General features: G+C 55.0%; 15 protein-coding genes and 2 tRNA genes. 11 read left to right on the forward strand and 6 right to left on the reverse strand.

The features are described from left to right. Positions 1–146: 146 nt before the first annotated feature. Both CWM52_RS22750 and CWM52_RS22755 read left to right on the forward strand, forming a co-directional pair. Positions 147–223, forward strand: a tRNA-Asp gene (locus CWM52_RS22750). 55 nt (positions 224–278) lie between these two features. Beyond that, positions 279–354, forward strand: a tRNA-Trp gene (locus CWM52_RS22755). A gap of 100 nt (positions 355–454) precedes the next feature. Here CWM52_RS22755 and hdfR read toward each other — a convergent pair. Then, positions 455–1276: an HTH-type transcriptional regulator HdfR gene (hdfR, locus tag CWM52_RS22760; RefSeq protein ID WP_100686165.1), complete on the reverse strand. Its 822-nt coding sequence runs from the start codon at positions 1274–1276 to the stop codon at positions 455–457. 118 nt (positions 1277–1394) lie between these two features. On the opposite strand from hdfR, the gene CWM52_RS22765 reads away from it, so the two are divergent. Further along, entirely contained in the window at positions 1395–1733 is a 339-nt protein-coding gene (locus CWM52_RS22765; RefSeq protein WP_100686166.1) for a DUF413 domain-containing protein, read from the forward strand. A gap of 23 nt (positions 1734–1756) precedes the next feature. Here CWM52_RS22765 and CWM52_RS22770 read toward each other — a convergent pair whose 3' ends face one another. Next, entirely contained in the window at positions 1757–3277 is a 1521-nt protein-coding gene (locus CWM52_RS22770) for a YifB family Mg chelatase-like AAA ATPase (protein WP_100686167.1), read from the reverse strand. Positions 3278–3298: 21 nt separating this feature from the next. Further along, on the reverse strand, positions 3299–3493 hold the full coding sequence (locus CWM52_RS26210) for a hypothetical protein (protein ID WP_133121765.1): 195 nt from the start codon (positions 3491–3493) through the stop codon (positions 3299–3301). A 148-nt stretch (positions 3494–3641) separates the two neighbouring features. On the opposite strand from CWM52_RS26210, the gene ilvL reads away from it, so the two are divergent. The 6 genes from ilvL to ilvA all read left to right on the forward strand — a co-directional run bounded on the left by ilvL (position 3642) and on the right by ilvA (position 10202). Beyond that, positions 3642–3740, forward strand: coding sequence for an ilv operon leader peptide (gene ilvL / locus CWM52_RS22775; protein ID WP_071996002.1), 99 nt, complete (start codon positions 3642–3644; stop codon positions 3738–3740). Positions 3741–3880: 140 nt separating this feature from the next. Beyond that, positions 3881–5527 carry an acetolactate synthase 2 catalytic subunit gene (gene ilvG / locus CWM52_RS22780; RefSeq protein WP_100686168.1) on the forward strand — a complete coding sequence of 549 codons (1647 nt, stop codon included), beginning with the start codon at positions 3881–3883 and terminating at the stop codon, positions 5525–5527. Continuing rightward, complete coding sequence (ilvM, locus tag CWM52_RS22785) at positions 5524–5781, forward strand: acetolactate synthase 2 small subunit (protein ID WP_100686169.1); 258 nt, start codon at positions 5524–5526, stop codon at positions 5779–5781. Before ilvG ends, ilvM begins: the two co-directional genes overlap by 4 nt. A gap of 16 nt (positions 5782–5797) precedes the next feature. Next, entirely contained in the window at positions 5798–6727 is a 930-nt protein-coding gene (ilvE, locus tag CWM52_RS22790; protein WP_100686170.1) for a branched-chain-amino-acid transaminase, read from the forward strand. Positions 6728–6804: 77 nt separating this feature from the next. Beyond that, positions 6805–8655 carry a dihydroxy-acid dehydratase gene (gene ilvD, locus CWM52_RS22795; RefSeq protein ID WP_100686171.1) on the forward strand — a complete coding sequence of 617 codons (1851 nt, stop codon included), beginning with the start codon at positions 6805–6807 and terminating at the stop codon, positions 8653–8655. A 2-nt stretch (positions 8656–8657) separates the two neighbouring features. Continuing rightward, positions 8658–10202 (forward strand): threonine ammonia-lyase, biosynthetic, encoded by a 1545-nt coding sequence (gene ilvA, locus CWM52_RS22800; RefSeq protein WP_100686190.1) that lies wholly within the window; start codon positions 8658–8660, stop codon positions 10200–10202. Positions 10203–10284: 82 nt separating this feature from the next. Here ilvA and ilvY read toward each other — a convergent pair whose 3' ends face one another. Next, positions 10285–11175, reverse strand: a complete 891-nt coding sequence (ilvY, locus tag CWM52_RS22805; RefSeq protein ID WP_004869503.1) for an HTH-type transcriptional activator IlvY — start codon at positions 11173–11175, stop codon at positions 10285–10287. Between the two features lie 150 nt (positions 11176–11325). Between ilvY and ilvC the strand changes: the two genes are divergently transcribed. Further along, positions 11326–12801, forward strand: a complete 1476-nt coding sequence (ilvC, locus tag CWM52_RS22810) for a ketol-acid reductoisomerase (protein WP_100686172.1) — start codon at positions 11326–11328, stop codon at positions 12799–12801. Between the two features lie 125 nt (positions 12802–12926). Here ilvC and ppiC (CWM52_RS22815) read toward each other — a convergent pair whose 3' ends face one another. Both ppiC (CWM52_RS22815) and ppiC (CWM52_RS22820) read right to left on the reverse strand, forming a co-directional pair. Further along, a complete protein-coding gene (ppiC, locus tag CWM52_RS22815) occupies positions 12927–13208 on the reverse strand; it encodes a peptidylprolyl isomerase PpiC (RefSeq protein WP_004869510.1) in 282 nt (93 codons plus the stop codon). A 50-nt stretch (positions 13209–13258) separates the two neighbouring features. After that, entirely contained in the window at positions 13259–13540 is a 282-nt protein-coding gene (gene ppiC / locus CWM52_RS22820; RefSeq protein WP_100686173.1) for a peptidylprolyl isomerase PpiC, read from the reverse strand. A gap of 112 nt (positions 13541–13652) precedes the next feature. On the opposite strand from ppiC (CWM52_RS22820), the gene rep reads away from it, so the two are divergent. Continuing rightward, entirely contained in the window at positions 13653–15674 is a 2022-nt protein-coding gene (rep, locus tag CWM52_RS22825) for a DNA helicase Rep (protein ID WP_100686174.1), read from the forward strand. Positions 15675–15709: the final 35 nt, after the last annotated feature.

Genomic DNA, 15709 nt, shown 5'->3' on the forward strand with positions numbered 1-15709 from the left:
CGATGGTAGTGTGGGGTCTCCCCATGTGAGAGTAGGGAACTGCCAGGCATCAAATTAAGAACGCAATCACAGCGATGTTGTGAGTGGTTCGACAGTTAAAGTAGTCAACCGGGGTGACAACCGGTAGCAGTAAAACAGAATTCGGTGGAGCGGTAGTTCAGTCGGTTAGAATACCTGCCTGTCACGCAGGGGGTCGCGGGTTCGAGTCCCGTCCGTTCCGCCACTTATTAAAAGTTAAGCCTGCTAAGTCAATTAGTGGGCTTAATAGTAGGAAATTTAGGGGCGTAGCTCAGTTGGTAGAGCACCGGTCTCCAAAACCGGGTGTCGCGAGTTCGAGTCTCTCCGCCCCTGCCATATATAATCCTTTGCCCAGGCAAAGGATTTTTTTTGTCCGTTATTTTCCATCTCCAGAATTTCCCGGCATCCTCCGTCCCCGGGTCCCCGGAGGCGTGCATTATTCCAGTATGTTTGTCTTCAGTATTTCGCGGATCTGTACCTGTTTATCGCTGTTTTGTAGCCAGATAGCGTACAGGGGCCGAGATAGCGTTGTACTGTCCGTCACCGTATGCAGGCCGCTTTTATCCTTCGCCCAGCGTGTCGGCAGCCATGTGCAGCCATTTAGCGCGGCGAGTTGCTGACAGGCCAGTTCAGCAGAACTGGTTGTCAGCAGCGGAACATCATCACCGCCAATCAGTCCGACTTCATTTTGTTGGAAGTCCGGGCCCCATTCCAGGCGCAAATAATTCAATTCATTCTTCGTCTTAAATGGCGAGGCGCAGTAGAGTGCCAGGGTAAAATTACCGAGTAACTGGCTGCTTAATTCGTCCATTTTCGGCGATTCTGTTGTGATCAGTAGATCAAGCTGTCGTTCATGTAACTGTTTAACAAGCGATTGTCGCTGCGCAATCCGCGCTTCAAACTGCAGGTTACAGGGCTCTTTGTAGAGCTTCCCCAGCCATCCGTTAAGCATGCATTCCCACAAAGATGCGCTGCCGCCAATTGAGAATTCATTATGCCGGGAAGCGTTTGCAACCTCTTTTCGTGCTGCCTGCCAGGTGTTCATCAGGGTTTCGGCATACGGCAGGAGTTTATCGCCGGCTGACGTCAGGCGGATGTTATTGCGATGGCGGGTAAAAAGGTTAACGCCGAGCTGGTTTTCCAACTGACGAATACGAAAGCTGACGGCCGACTGCGTCAGATAAAGCGCCTCTGCTGCTCGTCCAAAGTGGCGAGTTCTGCTCACCTCAAGGAAAGTTTTGAGCAATTCCGTATCCACACTCTTCTCCGCAAAATTATTTGTCGTAATGATTTAAATCTTTTGTTTTACACTCTGTCAAGCGTAACTAATACTCCGCGCCATAAATAGCTCGGCCAAAGAATCAGGAGCGTGTAGGATGGCGGAAAGCTTTATGACGACTAATCGTTTTTTCGATAATAAACATTATCCGCGCGGGTTTTCCCGTCATGGTGATTTCACCATCAAAGAGGCACAACTGCTGGAACAGCATGGTTATGCCCTGAACGAACTGGAACTGGGTAAACGCGAACCTGTCACCGAAGATGAAAAACAATTTGTTTCGGTATGTCGTGGTGAACGTGAGCCAGCCACGGAAATGGAACGCGTCTGGCTTAAGTATATGGCGCGTATTAAGCGGCCTAAGCGTTTTCATACGCTGTCCGGCGGTAAACCGCAGGTTGAAGGCGCTGAAGATTACACCGAAAGCGATGATTAAGAAAAAGGGCGTAAGCCCTTTTTTTACGCCATGAGTTTTTGCAGATGGTTCAGCATTCTGTCTATCGCTCGATAGCCAAGGGCCTCCTGCAGGTGGCGGCGCTCAATACGGGATTCACCTCCTATGTCGGCGATGGTCCGGGCGACTTTCAGCAGACGCTGCCAGGCGCGGATAGAAAGCCCCAGCTGCGATAGCACCTGTTCCAGCCAGATAGCATCCTCTTTACTGAGCGGACACCAGATTTTCATTTCATTACTCTCCAGGTCGGCATTGAGTTTCTCCTGCCGGGCCAGCTGTTTGTCTCGGGCGGCGAGAACCCGCTTCCTTACGCTGGCGCTATTTTCCACGCCAGCGACGGCCTGGCTGAGCACGCCTGGAGGCGGGAGCGGAATTTCCAGCGAGAGATCGAACCGGTCGAGAAACGGCCCGGACAGGCGCCCCAGATAGCGTAAGATTTGTTCCGGTGATGCGCGATTATGATGACCCTGGTAATGCCCGGTTGGGCTGGGATTCATGGCCGCGATAAGCTGAAAATGTGCCGGGTAGTCAATTTTCGCACGCGTTCGTGAAATATGTATTTTCCCGGACTCTATCGGCTCCCGCAAAGCATCCAACACCCGACGTTCAAACTCCGGTAGTTCATCCAGAAATAGCACCCCGTTGTGTGCCAGCGAGATCTCTCCGGGGATCGGGATTGAACCGCCTCCCACCATGGCTGCGAGAGACGCGCTGTGATGTGGGCTGCGAAACGGCCTCCTGCGCCACTGTTTAGTGGCATGATGGCGGTTCAACAGACTAAGGATGGCGGCGCTTTCGAGCGCCTCCTGATTACTTAATGGCGGCAGAAGACCTGGCAGTCGGCTGGCAAGCATGGTTTTTCCTGTACCGGGAGGGCCAATCAACAGCAGGTTGTGACCCCCTGCGGCAACGATTTCCAACGCACGTTTTCCTTGCTGCTGGCCAATAACATCGCTCAGGTCAGGTAGCGGGTCATCAGGATGTTCTTCCTCCGGCAGGGAAGGGGTGAGCGCATGGCGTCCCTCGAGAAAGGCACACACTTCCTGCAGATGCCCGGCGACAAGGCACTCATGGCCCTCAATGAGCCCCACTTCCGCGGCGTTATCCTCGGCGACGATAATTTGTCGTCCGGCTTTTATCGCCTCCATTGCGCTGGAGATAGCGCCAGGAACGCCACGTAGCGCCCCTGTGAGCGCGAGCTCGCCGATAAACTCATATTGATTCAACCTGGACGCATCTAGCTGCTCTGAGGCGACCAGAAGCGCGAGAGCGATGGGGAGATCATATCGCCCGCCTTCTTTTGGCAAATCGGCAGGAGCCAGATTGATGGTGATCTTTTTGGCCGGGAACGTATAGCCGCTGTTAATTATTGCGCTGCGTACCCGGTCGCGAGCCTCTCTTACCGTGGTTTCAGGAAGCCCTACCATGGTTAACCCGGGAAGCCCGTTGCTGATATGAATTTCGATCGTAATAAGCGGGGCACTGATACCGAAAGCAGCCCGTGTGTAAATAATCGCGAGTGACATAATGCCTCCTGAGTACGGGCATTATGTCGGTTTAATAATGGTCAGTAAGCAGTAAAAAATATATTCTGCGCGGCATGTTCCAGCGAATATCGCCGGATAGCGTGACATTTCACTCATGGTGGAATCGGCATCGCAGGCGGTCAACATAGTGAAATAGGGTATTGGGGAAACTGCCGCATCGTCATAAAAAAGAGCGATAAATTGAATTTTTTTCATTTTATATTTTTTCTATTAAAAACAAATGTTTTACAAAAAATTGTTAGCGCGATCAGTAAGTAATGTATAAAAAAATCTTGTGTTTATTGTCATATCTGTGGTAACTCTTTAGGCATTCCTTCGAACAAGAAGCCAGAAAGTACAGAAAATGACAGCCCTTCTACGAGTGATTAGCCTGGTCGTGATTAGCGTGGTGGTGATTATTATCCCACCGTGCGGGGCTGCACTTGGACGAGAAAAGGCTTAGAAATCAAGCCTTAACGAACTAAGACCCCCGCACCGAAAGGTCCGGGGGTTTTTTTATAACTTAAAAATGATAAGCGAGGAGCAGAGAATGACGAGTAGCATAAAATTCTGTTTCTCCCGAACTATGACGGGGAACTAACTATGAATGGGGCGCAGTGGGTAGTACATGCTTTGCGGACACAGGGGGTCGACACGGTTTTTGGCTATCCTGGTGGCGCGATTATGCCGGTTTACGATGCATTGTATGACGGCGGCGTGGAACACCTGTTGTGCCGCCACGAGCAAGGGGCGGCGATGGCCGCCATCGGCTATGCTCGTGCCACCGGCAAAACCGGCGTGTGTATCGCCACATCAGGTCCAGGCGCGACGAACCTGATCACCGGTCTGGCTGACGCGTTACTGGACTCTATCCCGGTTGTCGCCATCACCGGTCAGGTCGCGGCGCCGTTTATCGGTACCGATGCTTTCCAGGAAGTGGATGTCCTTGGTTTGTCTCTGGCTTGTACGAAACATAGTTTCCTCGTGCAGTCGCTGGAAGAACTGCCGCAAGTGATCGCTGAAGCTTTCCAGGTCGCAAACTCTGGCCGCCCAGGCCCGGTTCTGGTTGATATCCCAAAAGATATCCAGCTGGCGAAGGGCGAACTTGAACCGTATTTCTCAACGGTTGATAACGATATTGCCTTCCCTCACGCAGAAGTTGAGCAGGCGCTGCAGATGTTAGCCACCGCGCAAAAACCGATGCTGTACGTTGGCGGTGGTGTGGGCATGGCGCAGGCGGTTCCTGCTTTACGCGAATTTATCGCCGTGACGCAAATGCCGGCTACCTGCACGCTGAAGGGGCTGGGGGCTGTTGATGCGGGCTATCCGTACTATCTGGGAATGCTGGGGATGCACGGCACCAAAGCGGCCAACCTGGCGGTACAGGAATGTGACCTGCTGATCGCTGTCGGCGCACGCTTCGATGACCGTGTCACCGGGAAACTGAACACCTTTGCTCCGCACGCCAGGGTTATCCATCTGGATATCGATCCGGCGGAGCTGAACAAGCTGCGTCAGGCGCATGTCGCCCTGGTGGGCGATCTGAATACGTTGTTGCCAGCGCTGCAGAAACCGCTGACTATCGACGCCTGGCGCCAGCATAATCAGGCGCTGCGTGACGAGCACGCATGGCGCTATGACCATCCGGGTGAGGGCATTTACGCGCCGCTGCTGCTCAAACAGCTCTCCGACCGTAAGCCGGTCGATAGCGTTGTCACAACCGACGTGGGTCAACATCAAATGTGGTCAGCGCAGCATATGACCTATACACGCCCTGAGAATTTTATTACCTCCAGCGGTTTGGGCACGATGGGTTTTGGCCTGCCTGCTGCGGTTGGCGCTCAGGTTGCCCGTCCGAACGATACCGTTATCTGCGTCTCCGGCGATGGCTCGTTCATGATGAACGTGCAGGAGCTGGGTACGGTGAAACGTAAACAGCTGCCGTTGAAGATCCTGTTACTGGATAACCAGCGTTTGGGCATGGTGCGTCAGTGGCAGCAGCTGTTTTTCGAGGAGCGCTATAGCGAAACCACCCTCACCGATAACCCCGATTTTGTCACGCTGGCCAGCGCCTTTGGCATTCCTGGTCAGCACATCACCCGTAAAGACCAGGTTGAAGCGGCTCTCGACACCATGCTTTCGAGCCAGGGGCCATACCTGCTTCATGTCTCAATCGATGAACTTGAGAACGTCTGGCCGTTGGTACCGCCCGGTGCCAGTAATGCAGAAATGCTGGAGAAATTATCATGATGCAACATCAGGTCGCTTTACAGGCTCGCTTCAACCCGGAAACCTTAGAACGTGTGCTGCGCGTGGTACGCCACCGCGGCTTTCAGGTTTGTTCCATGAATATGGAAACCACGGCAGATGCCGGCAACATAAATATTGAATTGACCGTTGCCAGTCAGCGGCCCGTCGAATTACTGTTTAGTCAATTAAGTAAGCTGGTCGACGTCGCCTGCGTCGAGATCCAGCAACCAACATCACAACAAATCCGCGCATAAGCGCAAGGGAAGAAAAATGACGACGAAAAAAGCTGATTACATTTGGTTCAACGGTGAGATGGTTCCGTGGGGAGAGGCGAAGGTTCACGTGATGTCTCACGCGCTTCACTACGGCACTTCCGTGTTTGAAGGCATCCGTTGCTACGACTCGCATAAAGGACCCGTGGTGTTCCGTCATCGCGAACATATGCAGCGTCTGCATGACTCAGCCAAAATCTATCGTTTTCCGGTCTCTCAAAGCATTGATGAGCTGATGGAAGCCTGCCGCGAAGTTATCCGCAAAAATAACCTGACCAGCGCTTATATTCGTCCACTGATCTTTGTTGGCGACGTCGGCATGGGCGTTAACCCGCCTGCGGGATACAGTACTGACGTGATCATCGCGGCGTTCCCGTGGGGAGCTTATCTTGGCGCTGAAGCGCTGGATCAGGGGATCGATGCGATGGTTTCTTCCTGGAACCGTGCCGCGCCCAACACCATCCCGACTGCCGCAAAAGCCGGTGGTAACTACCTCTCTTCCCTGCTGGTTGGCAGCGAAGCGCGCCGCCATGGTTATCAGGAAGGAATCGCGCTGGACGTCAACGGCTATATCTCCGAGGGCGCGGGTGAGAACCTGTTTGAAGTGAAAGATGGCGTGTTGTTCACTCCGCCATTTACCTCTTCTGCGCTGCCGGGCATTACCCGCGACGCGATCATTAAACTGGCAAAAGATCTGGATATTGAAGTCCGCGAGCAGGTGCTGTCCCGCGAATCTCTGTATCTGGCGGATGAAGTCTTTATGTCTGGTACTGCTGCGGAAATCACCCCGGTACGCAGCGTTGACGGTATTCAGGTTGGCGAAGGTCGCTGCGGCCCGGTCACCAAACGTATTCAGCAAGCTTTCTTTGGCCTCTTCACCGGTGAAACCGAAGATAAATGGGGCTGGTTGGATCAGGTTAACCCGTAAATATATTCAAGCATAAGCATAAAAAAATGGGGCGGCACGCAGCGCCCCATGTCACAGAGACTGGGAGTAACTAAAGCATGCCTAAGTACCGTTCCGCCACCACCACTCATGGCCGTAATATGGCGGGTGCCCGCGCGCTGTGGCGCGCAACCGGGATGACCGATGCCGATTTCGGTAAGCCGATTATCGCCGTTGTTAACTCCTTCACCCAGTTCGTGCCGGGTCACGTACATCTGCGCGATCTGGGTAAGCTGGTTGCTGAGCAGATTGAAGCCTCAGGCGGCGTTGCCAAAGAATTCAACACCATCGCGGTGGATGATGGGATCGCTATGGGGCATGGGGGTATGCTTTATTCACTGCCATCCCGTGAACTGATCGCCGACTCGGTTGAGTACATGGTTAACGCGCACTGCGCCGATGCCATGGTCTGCATTTCCAACTGCGACAAAATCACCCCGGGGATGCTGATGGCGTCCTTACGCCTGAATATTCCGGTGATTTTTGTTTCCGGTGGCCCAATGGAAGCCGGGAAAACCAAGCTTTCTGATAAAATCATCAAACTCGACCTCGTCGATGCGATGATTCAGGGGGCGGATCCAAAAGTCTCCGACGAACAGAGCGATCGGGTCGAGCGTTCCGCCTGTCCGACCTGCGGTTCCTGTTCGGGGATGTTTACCGCTAACTCAATGAACTGCCTGACCGAAGCGCTGGGTCTGTCCCAGCCGGGTAACGGCTCTCTGCTGGCGACTCACGCCGACCGTAAGGAGCTGTTCCTTAACGCAGGGAAACGCATCGTTGAGCTGACTAAACGCTATTACGAGCAGGATGATGCGTCAGCGTTGCCGCGCAACATCGCCAGCAAAGCGGCATTTGAAAACGCCATGACCCTGGATATCGCCATGGGCGGTTCGACGAATACCGTTCTGCACCTGTTAGCCGCTGCGCAGGAAGCGGAAATCGACTTCACTATGAGTGATATCGATAAGCTGTCCCGCAAGGTTCCGCAGCTGTGTAAGGTGGCGCCGAGCACGCAGAAGTACCATATGGAAGATGTGCACCGTGCGGGCGGCGTGCTGGGGATTCTTGGCGAGCTCGATCGCGCCGGGCTGCTGAACCGCGATGTGAAAAACATTCTCGGCCTGACGCTGCCGCAAACGCTTGAGCAATATGATGTCATGCTGACTAAAGATGACGCGGTGAAAAAAATGTTCCGCGCCGGCCCGGCGGGTATCCGGACGACCCAGGCTTTCTCGCAAGACTGCCGCTGGGATACGCTGGATGACGATCGTGCCGAAGGGTGTATCCGTTCGCTGGAGCATGCTTACAGCAAAGACGGCGGCCTGGCGGTTCTGTACGGCAACTTTGCGGAAAACGGTTGCATCGTTAAAACCGCAGGGGTGGATGACAGTATTCTGAAATTCACCGGCCCGGCGAAAGTTTACGAAAGCCAGGACGATGCGGTTGAGGCTATCCTCGGCGGTAAAATCGTTGCAGGCGATGTGGTGGTGATTCGCTATGAGGGGCCGAAAGGCGGGCCGGGGATGCAGGAAATGCTTTATCCGACCAGCTTCCTGAAGTCGATGGGCCTGGGTAAAGCCTGTGCGCTGATAACAGACGGCCGTTTCTCCGGCGGCACCTCGGGCCTGTCGATTGGTCACGTCTCACCGGAAGCGGCCAGCGGCGGCAATATTGCGATCATTGAAGACGGCGATATGATTGCCATTGATATTCCGAACCGGGGTATTCATCTGCAGCTGAGCGATGCCGAAATCGCCGCGCGTCGCGAAGCACAAGAGGCCCGCGGCGATCGCGCCTGGACGCCGAAAGCGCGTGAACGTCAGGTTTCCTTTGCACTCCGTGCGTATGCCAGCCTGGCAACCAGCGCCGATAAAGGCGCGGTGCGCGATAAATCGAAACTGGGGGGTTAATGATGGCTGAATCGCAACCCCTGTCTGCCGCCCCCGAAGGGGCGGAATATCTCAGGGCGGTGCTACGCGCGCCGGTCTATGAAGCGGCGCAGATTACGCCGTTGCAAAAAATGGAAAAAATCTCGTCGCGTCTTGATAACGTGATTCTGGTGAAGCGCGAAGATCGCCAGCCGGTTCATAGCTTCAAGCTGCGCGGGGCCTACGCAATGATGGCAGGCCTGACGGAAGAGCAAAAAGCGCAGGGGGTGATTACCGCTTCTGCGGGCAACCACGCCCAGGGAGTGGCGTTCTCGGCATCGCGTCTTGGCGTGAAGGCGCTGATCGTGATGCCGGTTGCCACGGCGGATATCAAAGTGGATGCCGTGCGTAACTTTGGCGGCGAGGTACTGCTGCACGGCGCTAATTTCGATGAAGCGAAAGCGAAAGCTATCGAGCTGGCGCAACAGCAGAACTTCACCTGGGTCCCGCCGTTTGATCACCCGATGGTGATTGCCGGGCAAGGCACCCTGGCGCTGGAGCTGCTACAGCAGGATGCGCACCTGGATCGCGTGTTTGTCCCGGTGGGTGGCGGTGGGCTCGCCGCAGGCGTAGCGGTGCTGATCAAGCAGCTGATGCCGCAGATCAAAGTGATTGCGGTGGAAGCGGAGGACTCCGCCTGTCTGAAAGCGGCGCTGGACGCCGGGCACCCGGTCGATCTGCCCCGTGTCGGGCTGTTTGCCGAAGGCGTGGCGGTGAAACGTATCGGTGACGAGACCTTCCGCCTCTGCAAGGAGTATCTTGACGATATTATCACCGTCGACAGCGATGCGATTTGCGCGGCGATGAAAGACCTGTTCGAAGATGTTCGCGCCGTGGCTGAACCGTCTGGCGCGCTGGCGCTGGCAGGAATGAAAAAGTATATTGCGCAGCATAACATCCGTGGCGAACGCCTGGCGCATATCCTGTCCGGTGCTAACGTCAATTTCCACGGTCTGCGCTACGTTTCCGAACGCTGCGAGCTGGGAGAGCAACGTGAAGCGCTGCTGGCGGTGACCATTCCGGAGGAGAAAGGCAGCTTCCTGAAGTTCTGTCAGCTGCTGGGCGGCCGTTCAGTGACCGAGTTCAACTACCGTTTTGCTGATGCCAAAGATGCCTGCATTTTTGTCGGGGTTCGTCTGAGCCGCGGTGTGGAAGAACGTAAAGAGATTCTGAGCCTGCTGCACGAAGGCGGCTATAGCGTTGTCGATCTTTCCGATGACGAAATGGCGAAACTTCATGTGCGCTATATGGTCGGCGGGCGGCCGTCAAAACCGCTGCAGGAGCGCCTGTTCAGCTTCGAATTTCCCGAATCGCCGGGAGCGCTGCTCAAGTTCCTGCATACGTTAGGCACCCACTGGAACATCTCGCTGTTCCACTACCGTAGCCACGGAACCGATTATGGTCGCGTGCTGGCGGCGTTCGAGCTTGGCGATCATGAGCCGGATTTCGAAACCCGACTCCATGAGCTGGGTTACGACTGCCACGATGAAACCAACAACCCGGCGTTCAGGTTTTTTCTCGCGGGTTAACGCCTGATGGCGCTGCACTTACCCGGCCTGCCATCAGATCACAGGCCGGGTAAGGCGTTTGCGCCGCCACCCGGCAAAAATATCAGTGGTTCGGCAAAATAGACCAGAAAGCATCAATAAGCGGCTCATACAGCCGCTTTTTTTGTGCGCACACGCCCAGCTCAAACGGCGTTTTCTCATCGCTGCGTTCCAGAATCATTACGCGATTGCGTACCGGTTCCGGACTGTTCTCCAGTACCACTTCCGGAATTAAGGCCACGCCGCAGCCGAGCGCGACCATCGACACCATCGCTTCATGGCCGCCGACGGTGGCGTAAATCGAGGGATTGCTGATTTTATGGCGGCGAAACCACAGTTCGATACGGCGGCGCACCGGTCCCTGATCGGCCATGATAAACGGTACGGTTGACCAGTCGGGCTTCTCCTGGCTGACCTGGGTACGTACCGGGCAGGCTAATGCCGGGGCGATCAGCACCACCGCCAGGTTTTCCAGCATCGAAAACGCCACGGACCCCGGTAGCGTTTCCGGCTTGCCGGCAATCGCCAGATCGGCCTCGCCGGTGACGACTTTCTCCATCGCATCGGCGGCATCGCCGGTAGAAAGCTTAATCTCCACCGAAGGGTGGGCAGCGCGGAAGCGATCGAGAATTGGCGGCAGGTGGCTGTAGGCTGCCGTCACCGAGCAGAAGATATGTAGCTCGCCGGAAAGTGAAGGACCTTGCTGATCGATGGCATGACGAAGCTGCTGGTACTGTAGCAGCGTCTGCTGCGCGAACAGGCGTAGCTCTTCGCCAGCCTCGGTCAGGGTGACGGTGCGATTATCGCGAACAAACAGCGGCTGTCCGAGATCTTCTTCCAGGCGTTGGATCTGGCGTGAAAGGGTGGAAGGGCTGACGTGCATCGCCCGCGCGCTGCGGCCAAAATGGCGGCTTTCAGCCAGATGCAGGAAGGTTTTCAGATCGCGTAAATCCACAGGCCGTACTCCACGATTTTATATTGCATAAATTGCAACATGACGTTGTGAATATATCAATTTCCGCAATAAATTTCCTGTCATATAGTAAGTTCATTCTCGCAAAAGCGAACCGAACAATAAGACAGTACAACATCACGAGGTATCACCATGGCTAACTACTTTAATACACTGAATCTGCGCCAGCAGTTGGCGCAGCTGGGTAAATGTCGCTTTATGGGCCGCGATGAATTCGCCGATGGCGCGAGCTACCTTCAGGGTAAAAAAGTGGTCATTGTCGGCTGTGGCGCGCAGGGCCTGAACCAGGGCCTGAACATGCGTGATTCCGGCCTGGATATCTCCTATGCGCTGCGTAAAGAAGCGATTGCTGAAAAGCGTGCATCCTGGCGTAAAGCGACCGAAAACGGCTTCAAAGTCGGGACCTATGAAGAGCTGATCCCGCAGGCTGACCTGGTGGTTAACCTGACGCCGGACAAACAGCACTCCGACGTTGTGCGTTCCGTTCAGCCGCTGATGAAAGACGGCGCGGCGCTGGGCTATTCCCACGGCTTCAACATCGTCGAAGTGGGCGAGCAGATCCGCAAAGACATCACCGTGGTGATGGTGGCACCGAAATGTCCGGGTACGGAAGTGCGTGAAGAGTACAAGCGTGGCTTCGGCGTACCGACGCTGATCGCGGTTCACCCGGAAAACGATCCGAAAGGCGAAGGAATGGCGATCGCCAAAGCATGGGCAGCGGCGACCGGCGGCCACCGTGCGGGCGTACTGGAATCGTCCTTCGTTGCGGAAGTGAAATCTGACCTGATGGGCGAGCAGACTATCCTGTGCGGTATGCTGCAGGCTGGTTCTCTGCTGTGCTTTGACAAGCTGGTGGCTGAAGGTACCGATCCGGCTTACGCCGAAAAACTGATTCAGTTCGGCTGGGAAACCATTACCGAAGCGCTGAAACAGGGCGGTATCACCCTGATGATGGACCGTCTGTCCAACCCGGCGAAACTGCGTGCTTACGCGCTGTCCGAACAGCTGAAAGAGATCATGGCGCCGCTGTTCCAGAAACATATGGATGACATCATCTCCGGTGAATTCTCCTCCGGTATGATGGCTGACTGGGCCAACGACGATAAGAAACTGCTGACCTGGCGTGAAGAGACCGGTAAAACCGCGTTCGAAACCGCTCCGCAGTTTGAAGGTAAAATCGGCGAGCAGGAGTACTTCGATAAAGGCGTTCTGATGATCGCGATGGTGAAAGCGGGCGTTGAGCTGGCGTTTGAAACCATGGTGGATTCCGGCATCATCGAAGAGTCCGCTTACTACGAATCACTGCACGAACTGCCGCTGATCGCGAACACCATCGCGCGTAAGCGTCTGTACGAAATGAACGTGGTTATCTCCGATACCGCAGAATACGGTAACTACCTGTTCTCTTACGCTTGCGTACCGCTGCTGAAAGAGTTCATGACCACGCTGCAGACCGGCGACCTGGGTACAGCGATTGCCGAAGGCGCGGTAGATAACGCTCAGCTGCGTGACGTGAACGAAGCCGTTCGCAGCCACGCTATCGAGCAGGTTGGTAAGAAACTGCGCGGTTATATGACCGATATGAAACGTATTGCCGTAGCGGGTTAACCCGATTGTCGGGTGGCGCTCCGCTTACCCGACCTACAAAATACAAAACTGCAAGATGTAAGCCGGGTAAGGCGTAGCCGCCACCCGGCTTTTTATTGGTTCACGCTTAAGCGCGATGAACCTTTTTATTTGCGGTACAGGACTTTGATGATGTGGTAACCGAACTGCGTGTGCAGCGGGCCAGTCGGCTCCAGCTCAGGGCAGGAGAAGACGACCTTATCAAATGCCGGAACCATCTGGCCCTGTTTGAATTCGCCTAAATGACCGCCCTTTTTACCTGACGGACAGGTGGAGTGCTTCTTCGCCAGTTTCTCGAAGTCGGCGCCGTTTTTAATCTGCTCCAGCAGGTCGAGTGCCAGTTTCTCTTCTTTTACCAGAATGTGCATTGCTGCCGCTGTTTTAGCCATGATCGTGCCTTGATAGGTTGCGATAAATCAGGATGCAATATTAGCATGCGCTAGCGGCGATACAGCACCTTAATGATGTGGTAGCCGAACTTCGTTTTTACCGGCCCGTAGGGTTTCAGTAGCGGGCAGGTGAAGACCGCGTTATCAAACGGTCCGACCATCGTCCCCTGTTTGAACTCGCCTAAATCTCCGCCGTTACGTCCGGAGGGGCAGCGTGAATAACGCTTCGCCAGATGATCGAAGCTGATACCTCGCTCCAGTTTGGCGAGGATCTCCTGGGCCAGTTTTTCTTCTTTTACCAGGATATGCAGGGCGGCGGCTGACTTTGTCATTGTTTTGCTCTCTGGATTATCGGTGTTGCCAACACTTTACCATTAGCCGGTAAATCTCCCCCCGGCTTTCTGCTACAATCCCCACCCCGTTCGAAGATTGAGCAAAACTCCCATGCGTTTAAACCCTGGCCAACAACAAGCCGTCGAATTTGTAACCGGACCGTGCCTGGTGCTGGCGGGCGCCGGTTCCGGTAAGACCCGCGTTATCACCAATAAAATCGCGCACCTGATCCGCGGCTGCGGCTATCAGGCGCGCCATATTGCGGCGGTGACCTTTACCAACAAAGCGGCACGTGAAATGAAAGAACGTGTCGGTCAAACGCTGGGGCGTAAAGAGGCGCGGGGCCTGATGATTTCCACCTTCCATACTCTGGGACTGGATATTATTAAGCGTGAATACGCCGCGCTGGGGATGAAATCTAATTTTTCTCTGTTCGATGATACCGACCAGCTTGCGCTGCTCAAAGAGCTGACCGAAGGGCTGATCGACGACGATAAGGTCGTGTTGCAGCAGCTGATCTCGACGATCTCCAACTGGAAAAACGATCTGCAAACCCCGGCGCAGGTCGCGGCGGGCGCAAAGGGTGAACGGGATCGGATCTTTGCCCACTGCTACGGGCTTTATGATGCCCATATGAAAGCCTGCAACGTGCTGGATTTTGACGATCTGATCCTGTTGCCGACCCTGTTGTTGCAGCGCAACGCAGAGGTACGTGAACGCTGGCAGAACAAGATTCGCTATCTGCTGGTGGATGAATACCAGGATACCAACACCAGCCAGTATGAGATGGTGAAGCTGCTGGTGGGGCAGCGCGCGCGCTTTACCGTCGTCGGCGATGATGACCAGTCGATCTACTCCTGGCGCGGGGCACGGCCGCAGAATCTGGTCCTGCTGAGCCAGGATTTCCCGGCGCTGCAGGTGATCAAACTGGAACAGAACTACCGTTCTTCCGGGCGCATACTGAAAGCCGCTAACATTCTGATCGCCAACAACCCGCACGTCTTCGAAAAACGTCTGTTTTCCGAGTTGGGGTATGGCGTAGAGCTTAAAGTGCTTTCAGCGAACCACGAAGAGCATGAAGCGGAACGGGTGACCGGGGAACTGATCGCCCACCACTTTATCAATAAGACGCAATATAAAGATTACGCCATTCTCTATCGCGGCAACCATCAGTCGCGGGTCTTTGAAAAGATGCTGATGCAAAACCGCATCCCGTACAAAATTTCTGGCGGCACGTCGTTCTTCTCGCGGCCCGAGATTAAAGACCTGTTGGCCTATCTGCGCGTGCTGACCAACCCGGATGATGACAGCGCTTTCCTGCGTATCGTCAATACGCCAAAGCGCGAAATCGGCCCGGCTACCTTGCAAAAACTCGGCGAGTGGGCGATGACCCGGAACAAGAGTTTGTTCACCGCCAGCTTTGATATGGGTCTCAACCAGACGCTAACCGGTCGCGGCTATGATGCGCTTACCGGCTTTACACAATGGCTGGGTGAAATTCAGCGCCTGGCGGAGCGCGAACCGGTCGCCGCAGTACGCGATCTGATTCGCGGGGTGGATTATGAATCCTGGCTGTATGAGACCTCCCCAAGCCCGAAGGCCGCAGAAATGCGCATGAAAAACGTCAATCAGCTGTTCAGCTGGATGACGGAGATGCTGGAAGGCAGCGACATAGACGAGCCGATGACCCTGACCCAGGTGGTCACCCGTTTTACCCTGCGCGATATGATGGAGCGCGGCGAGTCCGATGAAGAGTCGGATCAGGTGCAGTTGATGACCCTGCATGCCTCGAAGGGGCTGGAGTTTCCTTACGTCTATCTGGTGGGCATGGAAGAGGGGCTGCTGCCGCACCAGAGTAGCATCGATGAAGACAATGTGGATGAAGAGCGCCGCCTGGCGTACGTCGGAATTACCCGCGCGCAGAAAGAGCTGACCTTCACGCTGTGTAAAGAGCGCCGTCAGTACGGAGAGCTGGTGCGCCCGGAGCCCAGCCGTTTTCTGCTGGAATTGCCGCAGGATGATCTGATCTGGGAGCAGGAACGCAAAGTTATCTCACCGGAAGAGCGGATGCATAAAGGGCAGGCCAATGTCGCCAATATTCGGGCGATGCTGGCAAAAGCGAAAGGGAAATAGTTCGAGTGCGTATCCCCGGTGGCGCGCACCGGGCG

The organism is Raoultella sp. T31 (genome assembly GCF_002806725.1).
Classification (GTDB): Bacteria; Pseudomonadota; Gammaproteobacteria; order Enterobacterales; family Enterobacteriaceae; genus Klebsiella; species Klebsiella electrica.

Coding starts and splice junctions, on each gene's coding strand:
- CWM52_RS22765 (WP_100686166.1), top strand. CDS start 1,395: ATGGCGGAAAGCTTTATGACGACTAATCGTTTTTTCGATAATAAACAT.
- CWM52_RS22770 (WP_100686167.1), bottom strand. CDS start 3,277: ATGTCACTCGCGATTATTTACACACGGGCTGCTTTCGGTATCAGTGCC.
- CWM52_RS26210 (WP_133121765.1), bottom strand. CDS start 3,493: ATGAAAAAAATTCAATTTATCGCTCTTTTTTATGACGATGCGGCAGTT.
- ilvL (WP_071996002.1), top strand. CDS start 3,642: ATGACAGCCCTTCTACGAGTGATTAGCCTGGTCGTGATTAGCGTGGTG.
- ilvG (WP_100686168.1), top strand. CDS start 3,881: ATGAATGGGGCGCAGTGGGTAGTACATGCTTTGCGGACACAGGGGGTC.
- ilvM (WP_100686169.1), top strand. CDS start 5,524: ATGATGCAACATCAGGTCGCTTTACAGGCTCGCTTCAACCCGGAAACC.
- ilvE (WP_100686170.1), top strand. CDS start 5,798: ATGACGACGAAAAAAGCTGATTACATTTGGTTCAACGGTGAGATGGTT.
- ilvD (WP_100686171.1), top strand. CDS start 6,805: ATGCCTAAGTACCGTTCCGCCACCACCACTCATGGCCGTAATATGGCG.
- ilvA (WP_100686190.1), top strand. CDS start 8,658: ATGGCTGAATCGCAACCCCTGTCTGCCGCCCCCGAAGGGGCGGAATAT.
- ilvC (WP_100686172.1), top strand. CDS start 11,326: ATGGCTAACTACTTTAATACACTGAATCTGCGCCAGCAGTTGGCGCAG.
- ppiC (WP_004869510.1), bottom strand. CDS start 13,208: ATGGCTAAAACAGCGGCAGCAATGCACATTCTGGTAAAAGAAGAGAAA.
- ppiC (WP_100686173.1), bottom strand. CDS start 13,540: ATGACAAAGTCAGCCGCCGCCCTGCATATCCTGGTAAAAGAAGAAAAA.
- rep (WP_100686174.1), top strand. CDS start 13,653: ATGCGTTTAAACCCTGGCCAACAACAAGCCGTCGAATTTGTAACCGGA.